Genomic DNA, 13,283 nt, shown 5'->3' on the forward strand with positions numbered 1-13,283 from the left:
TAGGTTTTCAGGCTCGCGTCCGCGTCTTGCGCGCGGTCTCGATGACAGATGCGATTTGGTCAGAGTCGCGCCGCGCCGACAACGCGACAGCATGTCCACAGCCCGCGCCCAAACGCCGCGTGCAAGGCGCCGCTTGAGCGTCCACGGCGCGCGGCGCATGTAGCGGCCATGAGCCCGCCCATCCCGCCCCGCGCGCCGAAGATCCCCAAGCGCACCGAACAGCTCGGCCGCGCCCGGGTCGACGACTACGCCTGGATGAAGGACGACAACTGGCAGCAGGTGCTGCGCGACCCGAAGGCGCTGAAGGCCGAGGTGCGCGAGCACCTGGGCGCGGAGAACGCCTACACCAAGGCCCTGCTGGCGGGGACCGAGCCGCTGCAGGCCAAGCTGTTCGAGGAGATGAAGGGCCGGATCAAGGAGGACGACGCCTCCGTGCCGACGCCCGACGGACCGTTCGAATACTACGCCCGCTACGAGCTGGGCGCGCAGCATCCGAGGCATGTGCGCCGCCCGCGCGGCAGCGGGCCGGAAGAGCTGCTGCTGGACGAGGCGGCGCTGGCCAAGGGCAAGGCCTACTTCCACGTGGGCGCCGCCAGCCATAGTCCCGATCACGCGCTCTATGCCTGGGCGGCCGACGAACAGGGCTCGGAGTACTATTCGATCCGGGTGAAGGACCTGGCGACCGGCGAGGAGGCCGCCGCGCCGATCGAGAGCGCCTACGGCGACTTCGCCTTCTCGCCCGACAGCCAGTGGATCTTCTGGATCTGGCGCGACGAGAACGCCCGCCCCGCCAAGGTCTTCCGCCGCCCATCGCGGGGCGGCGAGGACGTGCTGGTCTATGAGGAGCTGGACGACGGCATGTTCCTGGGCGTGGGCACGGCGTCGGACGACAGCCACGTGCTGATCCACGTCGGCAACCAGGAGACCACCGAGCTGTGGCTGATCCCGGCCGCCGATCCGACAGCCCAGCCGGTCGTCGCCGAGCCCCGGCGCGTGGGCGTCAAGTATGAGCTCGACCACTGGACCGACCGCTGGGTGATCCGCACCAACGACGACGGGGCGGTGGACTTCAAGCTCGCCGTCTCCGAGGCCGCCGTCCCCGCCAAGGCGACCTGGCGCGACTGGGTGATGCATCGCCCCGGCCACTACCTGACGGGCTTCGCCGCCTATGCGGACTTCATCGTCCGCGCCGAGCGGGTCGAGGCGCTGGACCGGCTGGTGGTCACGGCCCGGGACGGCGAGGAGCACATCGTGGCCTTCCCGGAGGAGGCCTACGCGCTCAGCCTCGACCACACCTACGAGTACGTCACCACGCTTGCCCGCTTCGTCTACCAGTCGCCGACCACGCCGCGGCAATGGTTCGACTACGACCTCGCCACCCGCGAGCGGACCCTGCGCAAGACCCAGGAGATTCCTTCCGGCCACGATCCGGCCCGCTATGTCGCCCGGCGCATCCAGGCCACGGCGCAGGACGGCGAGAGGGTGCCGATCACCCTGCTGATGCTGAAAGACACGCCGCGCGACGGCTCGGCGCCGGTGATGCTCTATGGCTACGGCGCCTACGGCATGGCCATGGAGCCCAGCTTCTCGATCCGGAACCTCTCCCTGGTGGACCGGGGCTGGATCTGGGCCGTCGCCCACATCCGCGGCGGCTCGGACAAGGGCTGGGGCTGGTTCCTGGACGGGCGCAAGGAGAAGAAACCCAACAGCTTCACCGACTTCATCGCCTGCGCCGAGCACCTGATCCGCGAGGGCTACGCGACCAAGGGCCGGATCGCGGCCTATGGCGGCTCGGCCGGCGGGATGCTGATGGGGGCGGTGGCGAACCTCAGGCCCGACCTCTGGGGCGCGATCATCGCCGCGGTGCCGTTCGTCGACGTGCTGAACACCATGAGCGACACCACCCTGCCGCTGACCCCGCCGGAGTGGCCGGAGTGGGGCAACCCGATCGAGGACGCCGCCGCCTACGACCTGATCGCCAGCTACAGCCCCTATGACCAGGTAAGCGCGAGAGCCTATCCGCCGGTGCTGGCGACCGGCGGGCTGTCGGACCCGCGGGTGACCTACTGGGAGCCCGCCAAGTGGGTGGCCAAGCTGCGCGAATTCCAGAGCGGCGAGGCGCCGATCCTTCTGAAGATCAACATGGAGGCCGGCCACGGCGGGGCGTCGGGCCGTTTCGACTTCCTCAAGGAGATCGCCCTCGACTACGCTTTCGCGGTCTGGGCGATGGAGGGGGGCTGGCGGGATGATCGTAAGGCAGGCGACTGAAGCCGACGCGAAGGCGCTCGCCGCCATCTACGGCGACGCGGTTCTGTATGGCTTCGGCACCTTCGAGGAGGTCCCGCCGTCGGCCGCCGACATGGACGCCCGGCGCCGCGCCGTGCAGGATCAAGGCCTGCCCTATCTGGTGGCTGAGGTGGACGGAGAGGTCCTTGGCTTCGCCTATGCCGCCCCGTTCCGGCCGCGGGCCGCCTACCGCTACACCCTGGAGGACAGCGTCTATGTGTCCCCGGCCGCCAGGGGCAAGGGCATCGGCCGCGCGGTGCTCTCGGCGGTGATCGCGGCCTGCGAGGCGCTCGGCGTGCGCCAGCTAATGGCGGTGATCGGCGACAGCGGCAACGACAGCTCCATCGGCCTGCACCGCGCGGTGGGGTTCGAGCAGACCGGCGTCGGCAAGAGCGTCGGCTTCAAGCACGGCCGCTGGGTGGACATCGTGCACATGCAGAAGCCGCTGAACGGCGGGGATGCTCGACTGCCGGACGCCCCGGGGATTACGTTGACCGGGCACTAAGGAGGACCCCATGTCCGAGACCGTCACCGAGCAACCCCCGGCCGCGAAGACGGCCCCCTCCGCCACCTTCGGCTTCGTCAAGCTGGTGGTGCGCGAGCTGGAGCCCATGCTCGACTTCTACGGCCGCGTGCTGGGCCTGATCGCCGTCCAGACGATCGACACGCCCGAGATGACCGAAAAGATCCTGCGCAAGCCCGGCCAGGAGGCGGGCGCGGGCCTGATCCTCTACCGTCACAAGGACGGCCGCGAGATCACGCTCGGCAACGGCTATGGCCCGGTTGGCTTCTATGTCCGCGACGTCGACGCCGCCTTCGCCCACGCCGTCGCGCAGGGCGCGACGCCGCAGCGCACACCTTGGGACACAGGCGGACTTCGCGTCGCCTTCGTGCTCGACCCGGAAGGCCGCGAGATCGAGCTGGTCAGCGTCAAGCGATAGGCGCGCCGTCACGGGTAACGTCGCGGCGCCCATACCGTCGCATAGTGACGGGCGGCGAACTTCGATACATTGCGCCGCTCCAGGTGACGGAAGGGGCGTAACGCCGGTGAGCGACGCGGGTCTGGCGGGATCTTTGGCGCAGAGCATCGACGAGGCTCTGCGTCGGCGCGACATGCCCACGGCCATCCGCCTGCTGGATGAGGCCGAAGCCGCGCGGCCGGCCGATCCAGAGATCAAGATGCAGAAGGCCGTGGCGCTGCGCGTCAGCGGCGACCTGGAGGGCTCGCTGCGGGCGCTGAACGCGGCGCTGGCGCTCGATCCGTACAATTTCGTGGCCCTGCTCGGCAAAGGCGCCCTGATCGAGCGGCTGCACGGCGAGCGCCAGGCGGCGCTGACCTATCGCAACGCCCTGAAGATCGCCCCGCCCAACCCGCCGCCAGGCCTGCAGGGGCCCCTCGCCCGGGCCCGCGAAGTGGTGGCCGGGGCGGCCGATGCGCTGGAGGCCTGGCTGCACGAGCAGTTGAAGGGGGTCGACGCGACCTGCACGGGGCCGGCGCGAGCGCGCCTGGAGGAGAGCGTGCGGGTGTTCTCCGGCAAGGGGCGCATCTACAACTCCGAGCCGATCGACCTGCACTATCCGAGGCTGCCCGCGATCCCGTTCCCCGACCGCGCCGATTTCCCATGGCTCGCCGACCTGGAAGCCCAGACCGAGACGATCCGCGCCGAGCTGGAGCCGCTGCTGACCAGCCGCGCGGGCTTCGACCCCTACATACAATATCCGGCAGACGCGCCGGTGAACCAGTGGGGCGAGCTCAACCACTCGCAGCGCTGGACCTCCTACGACCTTTGGAAGAACGGCGAGCGCCAGGCGCAGGCGGCGTTCGACTGCCCGAAAACCGTGGCCTTCCTCGAGACCCTGCCGCTCTGCCACCAGCCGGGTTTCGCGCCCAATGTAGTGTTCTCCGCGCTCGAGCCCAGGACCCACATCCCGCCGCACACCGGGTCGACCAACACCCGGCTCCTGGTCCATCTGCCGCTGATCCTGCCCGGGCCGGCGCGGTTTCGGGTGGGCGGCGAGACCCGCGATTGGCGCATGGGCGAGGCCTGGGTGTTCGACGACACCATCGAGCATGAAGCCTGGAACGACGCAGAAAGCTTGCGCGTGATCCTGATCCTCGACATCTGGAACCCGCATCTCGAGCCGGCGGAACGGGAGCTGGTCTGCGCCATGCTGACGGCGCGCGATCAGTTCTACGCCCGCTAGCCGCCCACCGTCCCCGCAAGGCCTCCGTGACCGCCTCCCCCGACGTCCTCAAGAAAGCCGACACCCTGGTGGGTCAGGGCCGCGCCGCCGAGGCGCTGGCCCTGACCCAGCCGCTGGCGACCGCCGCCGAGCCCACCCACGCCGCCCTCACTTCCCACGCCGTGGTGCTGAAGGCGCTGCGCCGGCCCCAGGAGGCCCTGGCGTTCAACGAACAGGCGACCCGGCGCTTTCCGGCCAGCGGCGTGGCCTGGCACAACCTCGCCGCCACCCTGGGCGATCTCGGACGCGGCGATGCGGCCCGCAAGGCCGCCGAGGAGGCGTTCCGGCGCGGCCTCGACGTGTCGCAGACCTGGAGCGTCTATGCCCGCGCCCTGTTGGCCGTGGGGGCCCTGGACGAGGCCGAGCGGGCCTATCGCGAATGCCTGCTGCGCGCGCCGGGCGAGGTGGAGGTCGCCACTGAATACGCCAACGTCATCTGGATGCGGCGCGGCGACATGGCCGCGGCGCAGGCGGTGCTGGACGGCGCCTTCCACGGCGGCGCCTCGCCGGCGGTGCTGCTGCTGGTCAAGGCCAAGCTGCTGGAGGGTTCCGGCGATCACCCGGCCGCGGCGCGGCTGCTGGCCATGGGCGTGGAACGGATGCCGGGCGAACTGCCGGTGCTGCTGGCCGCCGCCCAGGCCGCGGTGGAGACCGGGGCCATCGCCGAGGCCGAACGATTCGCCGCCGCCGCCCTGGCGCTGGGCCCCGACCGCCCCGAGGTGCTCAACCAGGCGACCATCGTCGAGCTGGCCGCGGGCCGCCCGGACAAGGCCCTGGCCGCCGCCCGGCGGGGCCTGGCCATCGATCCCGGCAACCAGTCGCTGTGGGGCTGGGCGGCCACAGCGGCGCGGGCCGCCGGCGACCCGCTGTACGGCGAGGTCTATGACTACGAGCACATGGTCGGCGCCTATCAGCTCGAGACGCCGCAGGGCTGGGCCTCGCTCGAGGCCTACCTGGCCGAGCTTGCCACGGTGTTGCGCCGCATGCACCCCTATGACCAGCATCCCTTCCACCAGTCGCTGCGTCACGGCAGCCAGACCATGCAGCCCCTGACCGGCACGACGGAGCCGGTGCTGCAGGCCTTCTTCCAGGCCATCGACAAGCCGATCCGCGAGCACATGGCCTGGCTCGGCCAGGGGACCGACCCCTTACGCCGCCGCAACACCGGCAAATATCTGATCGACGGGGCCTGGTCGGTGTCGCTGAAGCCCGGCGGCTTCCACAAGGACCATTTCCATCCGCAGGGCTGGCTGTCCTCGGCCTTCTATGTGGAGACGCCCGACCAGGCGCTGGACGCTGGCGACAAAGGGGGCTGGATCCGCTTCGGCCAACCGCCGATCAAGCTCGATCCGCCATTGCAGCCGGAGCACTATGTCCGCCCGCAGCCCGGCCGGCTGGTGCTGTTCCCGTCCTACATGTGGCACGGCACCGAGCCGTTCACGACGGACGAGCGGCGCCTGACCATCGCCTTCGACGTGATCCCCGGCTGAGGCCAGCCTGCGGCGCTACGGCCGCAGCGCGTCGGCGGCGGCGCGGCGGCAAACGCCGTCGTCATCGGTGAGCCGCGGTGACACGACGCCGACATTAAAGGTCCAGCCCATATCCTTGCGGAGCCGGCGACATACCGCTTGCTCGTGGAGCGCGTACATCCCCGGCATGAGATGGTCCGACGGACGTGGCCGGTCCGCGAAGGTCATGTAGGCGCGGCCCGCGGCGTAGGCTGGCCAGGCCGGCTCGCCGGAAGCCGTGGGCGTCCCCGTCCGGGCGAAGCTGGTCCAGTATCCGATCATCGCGTCCGACAGCGCCGCGTCCGCGCCCCCGGCCGGCGGTTTGGGCCAGTGCGCCGGCAGGCGCTCGGCGGTCCCGAATACATAGGGCAACTCGCTCGCATGGAAGCCGTGAAGGCCCGCCCTGTCCGCTGCCAGGTATCCGTGATCGAAGAGATAGAGATAGGCTGGGCGGCCAAGGGCGGCCTGTTTGGCCGCCAGGCGCTCGGCCGTCCAGCCGTAGAGGGCGTCGCGGGTCGTGGCCAACACGCTCTCCTCCAGGTTCGTCGCGGGGTAGAGCCGCAGGAAGCCGTCGGCGAGGTCGCCGTAGCGGTCGCGGATGACCGACTCATAGACCGAGGCGCTGGTTGGCCGCGGCGGGGCGAGGAACCTCAACGAGCGGATCTCGCCGCTGTTGAACCCCGCGAGAAGCGGGACGGGCGCCTGTTCGCCCCGATCGAAGGTTTCGACCAGCTGGCGCGGGAGGGTGCGTCCATCGACGACGCCGAACGGCGCGTAGCCGGCCACGGCGGCGGCGTCGGTGAGCATGCGCGGGTCCATCGCGCGCAGGGCTGCGATGTCGGGGGCGTGCAGCTTGGCTGCAAGCATGACCCCGGCCGTCTCGGCCGAGGGCGCGCCGAACCGGGCCTGCTTCAGTTCGGGGGTGGAGATCATGTAGGCGCTTTCGGCGATCGCCTTGGCGAACAACCCTCGCGCGTCCGGCGCGGCCATGAGGTACATGACGCTGAGGCCGCCCGCGGATTCCCCGGCGATGGTGACATTGGCCGGATCGCCGCCGAACGCGGCGATGTTCCGGCGCACCCAGCCCAGCGCCGCGATCTGATCGAGCAGCCCGTAGTTCCCCGAAACGCCGACCGCGGATTCGGCGCTGAGCGCCGGATGGGCCAGATAGCCGAGGACGCCGAGGCGATAGTTGATCGACACGACGACGGCGCCGCGCCGGGCGAGATGGGCGCCGTCGTAGACCGCCTCGCTGCTGGCCCCCGTGGTCAGCGCTCCGCCGTGGATCCAGACGATGACCGGCGCCCGGCGCGCGTGCACCGGCGTCCAGATGTTGAGCGAAAGGCAGTCCTCGCTCATCCGGGGCGGCGCGTCGCCGTAGAGGTTGCCCGGCGGCGGCGACGGCTGGACGCAGGCGGGACCGAAGTCCGTCGCCTGGCGGATGCCGGTCCAGGGCGCCAGCGGTTTCGGGGCGGTCCATCGCGCCCGGCCGATCGGCGGCTGGGCGTAGGGCAGGCCCTTGAAGACCCGCAGCCCGCCGTCGGCCCGGCCCTCCACGGCGCCCGCAGGCGCATCGACGACGGGTCCGGGGCGCGCGCAGGCCAGCGACGGCAGGACCAGCAGGGCCGCCGCGGCGCAGGCGGCAAAGCTCACACGGACAGCCACGGATATCCCCTTCAGACGCCTTTGCTCAAGGCCAGGAAACCTGCGGCCATGAAGCGGGCCATCCGGCGCTTCACGGCCATGAAGTCGCCGGACTTGCAGAGCCCTCCGGACAGCCGGTCGATCCGGCCGGTGCGGGCCAGCGTGTTCATCAGCGAGCCGGTGACGAAGTGGTAGCCCCAGAAGATGTCTTCCTCTGGCATGTCCGGCAGGGCGCGCTTGAGGATGGAGACGAGTTTCAGCACCACCGGATCGAAATAGACGTCCATCAGCGCCGCGCCCTCGGGGGTGTTGCTGGCCCGCGCGCCGAAGGCGGCATAGTTCATCCACGGCTCGCCGCCTTCGACATAGAGGTCGAGGTCGGTGTCCAGGAAAGCGTGCAGGGCGCCCTCGACAGTCGGATTGTCGCCGGCTTCGGCCTCGTAGCGCTCCAGGGCTTCCATGCGTCGGCCGCTGGTAATGCCCGCGCGGCGGGCGAACACCTTCTCGAAGAGGTCTCGCTTGTCCTTGAAATAGTAATGCAGGAGCGTGGTGTGGACCCCCACGCGCAGCGCCACGTCACGCAGGGTGACGCCGTGCAGGCCGTGCCGCGAGAACAGGTATTCCGCCGCGTCGAGGATCTGCTCAAGGGTCTCCGCGCGCTGCTCCGCCTTCGTGCGGCGGACCCGCTTGGCCGTTGGACCCTGTGGCATCAGGCTAGCCCCTTCACCCCATGCGTAGTCGGCACGCGAGCGGGTCTTGTCAATCTCCGCCGGGCGGGATCGCCGCCGCCGAATGCGAAGGTTGCCGTGAAGGCGCTGGATGACATGGACCTTGGCGGAATGAGAGAAAAGGGTGGCCGCCGGCCGCGCGAGCGGCGCGGCGGCCAATGGGGGAGGAACCCCTAGAAGGGTCTCATGATGCTGATGCCGAACTGGCGTGGCGCACCGGCCAGCCGGATCGGCGAGACGTTTGCGGCGATGTAGCGCCGGTCGGTCAGGTTGTAGCCATAGAGAGTGGTGATCAGCGGCCCGTGGGTCCAGGCGAGCGATGCGCCGAGGATCTGCCGCGGACCCAGGTGGTCGCCCGCCGCGCGGTTGTCGAACAGCGTCGACCACTGCTCGGAGATATAGGAGAAGTTGGCGCTGGGCGTCAGGAGGTCGCCGTTCGCCAGGTGGAAATCGTAGCGGGCGCCGATGTTGGCGGTGAAGTCCGGCGCGTAGGTGTGCGGATGGCCCCCGAGATCGCTACAATTGGGCGCCGCGGGGCCGGACACCTGGTTGCAGGCGCCGCGCGCAGGCGCCGGAATGCCGGCGGCCGCGAGGCGCGGATCGTAGATGAACACCTGGCCCAGCTTGCTGCGCTCGATCCCGAGATTGGCGTTGAGCGTCAGCGCCCCGAACACCGCCTGGGCCGAGGCCTCGAAGCCGTAGAGGACGGTGGCCTTCGGGTTGTTCTGCTCGGTCGTGTGGATCGGGTCGTTCGGCAGCGGGACGATGACCTGGAAGTGCTCGAAGTTGTTGTAATAGAGGCCGATCTGCGTGCGGATGTGGTTGTCCAGCAGGCTCGATTTCCAGCCCAGTTCGTAGTCGGTGACGTATTCCTGCTTGAACGGCGCGGGGATCGGCACCTGCGGGAAGCTGTAGAGCGAGACGTTCAGGCCGCCTGGCTTCGCACCCGTGGCGACGAAGGCGTAGAGGAAGTTGTGATCGTCGAGGTCCCAGTTCAGCGTGACCTTGCCGGTCAGGTTGTCGCCGGTCTCGGTCTCATGCTGGACCTGGTTGAGGAGCGTTCCAAACTGGGGGATGAAGTAGAGCACGTTGTTGGTGGTGCTCCAGGTCGAGTACCGCAGGCCGGCCTGCAGCTCGAAGCCGTGCGGCAGCTTGTAGCTCACCTGCCCGAACGCGGCGTAGGTGTGGGTCAGGTTGTGGCCGGCGAGATCCGCGTTGATGATGCCGGGCGGCACGCCGATGTCGAAGTACGGGAAGGCATAGTCGCTGTGGGAGTAGTAGGCGCCCGCGATCCAGCTGAGCGGGCCGGTGGTGGGCGAGATCAGGTTGAATTCCTGGGACCAGATGGTCACCGGAACGACCTCGTTGATGTCGGCCGCGTTGACCGCCGTGCCGTCGATGTCGCCCTTCCAACCTGAGCGGCCGTACTGGTAGCTGGTCACCGTGCGGAAGGTGACCCCGTCGTCGAAGGTGTAGTCGCCCCGCAAGGCGGTGCGCAGATAGGTGTCGAGCGCGAAGGTCTTGCCGTTATAGCCGAGGTCGAAGAGGTGGTCGGTCCCCTTGGTGGCCATCGGGTCGCCGAAGTAGCCGCCATTGTCCAGGTAGCCGTAGTCCACCTTCAGCGAGACGCGCAGGGCGTCGATGGGCTTCCAGAGCAGCGACAGGCGCGCCGCTCCCCACTTCAGGTCCGGGTCGCCCTGGGTGAGGCCGGTGAGGTGGTAGAAGGTGTCGCGGTGCTGCGCGTAGAAGGCGACCCGCGCGGCGAAGGTATCGCTGATCGGCAGGTTGACCGCCCCTTCGGCCCCGACATCGTTGTAGTTGCCGTAGTGGGCGCGCACATAGCCGGTGTAGCCGCCGCCGATCTGCGGGTCCTGGGTGGTGACGATGAGCGCGCCGCCGGTGGCGTTCTGGCCGGAGAAGGTGCCCTGCGGCCCGCGTAGCACCTCGACGTTTGCGATGTCGTAGTACGGCTCCTCCTGGATATAGCCCGGGAAGGTCGCCACGCCGTCGCGGTAGGTGATGACGCCGGTGGTGGTCTGGCTGTTGTGCTCGCCCTTGCCGATTCCGCGGATGTCGATGTTGTTGCCCTGGCCGAAGTTGTTGACGGTGAGCGAGGGCGAGACGAACTGCAGCTGGTCGACGGTGTTGACGCCTTCGCGCAACAGGTCGTCCTGGCTCAGAACGGTCGCGGCGATGGCCGTGGTCTGCAGGTTGGTCGTGCGGCGGTCGGCGGTGACCACGACCTCGGAGACCTGGTTGCTGCTGGCCTTCGACCCCGAGGGCGTGTTTCCGCCTGGTGAGGTCTGCGCCGCGGCGACGCCGTTCCATCCCAGAGCCAGCACAGACGCGCTCAGCCACAAAGCGTGGATCTTCACGATTCCCTCCCAACCAGTTTGCCCGGCGCTCTTCGGCGCGTTCCGGAAGCTGGCGAGAATTCGCTATGCCGTCAATACTCATTCTCTCACGAGCGAATGTCTTGCGCGGATATCGCCCGGAGCCATGGCGCCCCTGGGAGCTTTGACTTGGCCGTCTGGCCTAGGCGCAAATTCAACGCTATTTGGCTTGACCAGACCGAGTTCCGGCTCCGAGGAGGATCGATGACCATTCCTGTCCACCGCGTCGCGGCGGTCTGCGCCGCCGCGCTCGCAGCGCTGAGCGCCGGCCGCGTGTTCGCCCAGGCCGACGACCTGCCCGAGGGGCCGGGCAAGGCCGACGTCGCCACGACCTGCAGCCAGTGCCACGCGACGACCGTCATCTCCGCGCGCCACCGTGCGCCCGAGGAATGGGTCGATGTGGTAGGCCGGATGAAGTCGATGGGCGCGGTCATGGACGCCGACAAGGAAAAGTCGATCATCGCCTATCTGTCGACGGCCCTCGGCACGGGGACTGCGCCGGCCGCCGCGCCCGCAGCCGCGCCGACCGATCCGGCCGCGCCGCCCCCGACGCCCGCGCCGCCGCCCCCGGCCACGCCGCAGAAATAACCCGGGCGGGGCTCGACCTTGCCGGCCGAGCCTCTCGACGGCGCCGCACTGAATCGTCCAAGGTGGCGCTCATACTCACCGACGCGCATTTCCGGAGTCCCAGATGATCCCTTTCCGAACCGCCCTCGCCGCCGCCGCGGGCATTGGCTTTTCCCTGATCGTCGCCGCCTCGGCCGCCGGCGCCGCCAATCCCGTGGAGGAACGCCAGGCGACGATGAAGCACGTTGGGCAGTCGGTGAAGGAAGCCTCCGCCTACGTCACCGGCAAGGAGGCCTGGGACGCGGCCAAGGTGAAGGCGATCATGGATGGCATCGCCGCCGACGCCAAGAAGGCCCACGGCCTATTCCCGAAGGGCAGCGACAAGGACCCCAAGAGCGAGGCCCTGCCGAAGATCTGGGAGAACAGGGCCGACTTCGACAAGAAGCTGGACGACCTAGCGGCGGCCGCCACGACGGCGGGCAAGAGCGCCAACGTCGATGAATTCAAGAGTTCGTTCAAGGCGCTCGGCGGCGCCTGCAAGAGCTGCCACGACGACTACCGGGCGAAGAAGTCCTAGGGCCGCGCGCGCGGCTGGGACCAAGGGGGCGGCGATGCTCAGGCGGGTTCTCGTCGGACTGGCCGTCGTCGTGCTGGCCGGCCTGGTCGCCGCCTGGTTCCTGACCGCGCCCAGCAAGCTGCCGCCCTCGGTGCTGGCGGCCGGCTACCACGCCGACCTCGCCAACGGGCGCGAGGTGTTCAACGCCGGCAACTGTTCGGCCTGCCACATGGCGCCGGGTCAGAAGGACCGCACGGTGCTGGCCGGCGGCGTCAAGCTGGCCTCCCCGTTCGGGCTGTTCGTGACGCCGAACATCTCGCCCTCGAAGGCGCACGGGATCGGCGGCTGGACCGAGCTGGAGTTCGTCAACGCCATGAAGCGCGGCGTGGACGACGAAGGCGGCCACCTCTATCCGGCCTTCCCCTACGGGGCCTACAGCCTGCTGAAGACCTCCGACGTGCGCGACCTCTACGCCTATCTGAAGACCCTGCCGGCGGTGGAGACGCCCAGCCAGCCGCACCAGCTGAAATTCCCGTTCAACATCCGCCGCGCGGTCGGTTTCTGGAAGCTGCTCTACTTCCACCCGCACGAGTACGCCGACGATCCGAAGCAGTCGGCGGCCTGGAACCGCGGCCGCTATCTCGCCGAAGGCCCGGCCCACTGCGCGGAGTGCCACACCGCCCGCAACATGCTGGGCGGCATGGACGAGGGGCGGCTCTACGCGGGCGCGCCCAATCTCGAGGCCGGCGGCCGCTTCGCCAGCAACATCACGCCTTCGAAGGACGGCATCGGCGACTGGTCGGTCGAGGAGCTCGCCGACTTCCTGAAGTCGGGCACGGACAAGTGCTTCAACGAGCCGGATGGCATGCGCAACGTGGTCACCTCCACCAGCCAGCTCACCGATGCGGACGTGACCGCGATCGCGATCTACATCCACGGCCTGCCGCCGATGCCCGGCAACGGGAAGCACAAGACCTGCTGATCGGCCGCGCGCAAGCCTTCGCGACGAAAGGCGGGCCGTGGCTGGGGGACTAGGACTCGAACCTAGAATGACGGTACCAAAAACCGCAGTGTTACCATTACACCATCCCCCAGCAGGAACGGCGCAGGAGAGGGTTCGCCCCCTCCGCGGAGGCGCCGATGTAGCGCACGGTTTCAGGCGATGCAACGCCGCGTTGGGCCCGGCTTGCCGCGGTCAGTTCACTCCCTTATAAGGCGCGCTCCCAAGTCGGAGTGTGGCTCAGTCTGGTAGAGCACCGCGTTCGGGACGCGGGGGTCGCAGGTTCAAATCCTGCCACTCCGACCATTTCCTCCCCGCGACGACCTAAGTCCCCCATCAGTCACTTTCCGCGCTCCT

Annotated in this window: 11 protein-coding genes and 2 tRNA genes; 9 read left to right on the top strand and 4 right to left on the bottom strand. The window is 69.2% G+C overall.

Annotated elements, in window-relative coordinates; genetic code table 11:
• Nucleotides 1-168: 168 nt before the first annotated feature.
• From VGT80_RS05180 to VGT80_RS05200, 5 genes are all read left to right on the top strand, one after another.
• Nucleotides 169-2,268: a S9 family peptidase gene (locus tag VGT80_RS05180; protein WP_327453532.1), complete on the top strand. Its 2,100-nt coding sequence runs from the start codon at nt 169-171 to the stop codon at nt 2,266-2,268.
• Complete coding sequence (locus VGT80_RS05185; protein ID WP_327453534.1) at nt 2,246-2,791, top strand: GNAT family N-acetyltransferase; 546 nt, start codon at nt 2,246-2,248, stop codon at nt 2,789-2,791. Before VGT80_RS05180 ends, VGT80_RS05185 begins: the two co-directional genes overlap by 23 nt.
• 10 nt (nt 2,792-2,801) lie before the next feature.
• Nucleotides 2,802-3,227: a VOC family protein gene (locus VGT80_RS05190; RefSeq protein WP_327453536.1), complete on the top strand. Its 426-nt coding sequence runs from the start codon at nt 2,802-2,804 to the stop codon at nt 3,225-3,227.
• A 106-nt stretch (nt 3,228-3,333) separates the two neighbouring features.
• Nucleotides 3,334-4,491, top strand: a complete 1,158-nt coding sequence (locus VGT80_RS05195) for an aspartyl/asparaginyl beta-hydroxylase domain-containing protein (RefSeq protein WP_327453537.1) — start codon at nt 3,334-3,336, stop codon at nt 4,489-4,491.
• A gap of 26 nt (nt 4,492-4,517) precedes the next feature.
• Nucleotides 4,518-6,020, top strand: coding sequence for a putative 2OG-Fe(II) oxygenase (locus VGT80_RS05200; RefSeq protein WP_327453538.1), 1,503 nt, complete (start codon nt 4,518-4,520; stop codon nt 6,018-6,020).
• A 15-nt stretch (nt 6,021-6,035) separates the two neighbouring features.
• On the opposite strand, the gene VGT80_RS05205 is transcribed toward VGT80_RS05200, so the two are convergent.
• From VGT80_RS05205 to VGT80_RS05215, 3 genes are all read right to left on the bottom strand, one after another.
• Nucleotides 6,036-7,703 (bottom strand): carboxylesterase/lipase family protein, encoded by a 1,668-nt coding sequence (locus VGT80_RS05205; RefSeq protein WP_327453539.1) that lies wholly within the window; start codon nt 7,701-7,703, stop codon nt 6,036-6,038.
• 11 nt (nt 7,704-7,714) lie between these two features.
• Nucleotides 7,715-8,392 carry a TetR/AcrR family transcriptional regulator gene (locus VGT80_RS05210; protein ID WP_327453540.1) on the bottom strand — a complete coding sequence of 226 codons (678 nt, stop codon included), beginning with the start codon at nt 8,390-8,392 and terminating at the stop codon, nt 7,715-7,717.
• A gap of 191 nt (nt 8,393-8,583) precedes the next feature.
• Nucleotides 8,584-10,785 (bottom strand): TonB-dependent receptor, encoded by a 2,202-nt coding sequence (locus tag VGT80_RS05215; RefSeq protein ID WP_327453541.1) that lies wholly within the window; start codon nt 10,783-10,785, stop codon nt 8,584-8,586.
• Between the two features lie 222 nt (nt 10,786-11,007).
• On the opposite strand from VGT80_RS05215, the gene VGT80_RS05220 reads away from it, so the two are divergent.
• The 3 genes from VGT80_RS05220 to VGT80_RS05230 all read left to right on the top strand — a co-directional run bounded on the left by VGT80_RS05220 (nt 11,008) and on the right by VGT80_RS05230 (nt 12,908).
• On the top strand, nt 11,008-11,391 hold the full coding sequence (locus VGT80_RS05220; RefSeq protein ID WP_327453543.1) for a cytochrome c: 384 nt from the start codon (nt 11,008-11,010) through the stop codon (nt 11,389-11,391).
• Nucleotides 11,392-11,494: 103 nt separating this feature from the next.
• Nucleotides 11,495-11,947 carry a cytochrome c gene (locus VGT80_RS05225; RefSeq protein ID WP_327453545.1) on the top strand — a complete coding sequence of 151 codons (453 nt, stop codon included), beginning with the start codon at nt 11,495-11,497 and terminating at the stop codon, nt 11,945-11,947.
• Nucleotides 11,948-11,981: 34 nt separating this feature from the next.
• Nucleotides 11,982-12,908 carry a cytochrome c gene (locus tag VGT80_RS05230; protein ID WP_327453547.1) on the top strand — a complete coding sequence of 309 codons (927 nt, stop codon included), beginning with the start codon at nt 11,982-11,984 and terminating at the stop codon, nt 12,906-12,908.
• A gap of 38 nt (nt 12,909-12,946) precedes the next feature.
• On the opposite strand, the gene VGT80_RS05235 is transcribed toward VGT80_RS05230, so the two are convergent.
• A tRNA-Gln gene (locus VGT80_RS05235) sits at nt 12,947-13,020 on the bottom strand.
• A gap of 135 nt (nt 13,021-13,155) precedes the next feature.
• Here VGT80_RS05235 and VGT80_RS05240 point away from each other — a divergent pair.
• Nucleotides 13,156-13,232, top strand: a tRNA-Pro gene (locus tag VGT80_RS05240).
• Nucleotides 13,233-13,283: the final 51 nt, after the last annotated feature.

The organism is Phenylobacterium sp., assembly GCF_035944335.1.
Lineage (GTDB): Bacteria > Pseudomonadota > Alphaproteobacteria > Caulobacterales > Caulobacteraceae > Phenylobacterium.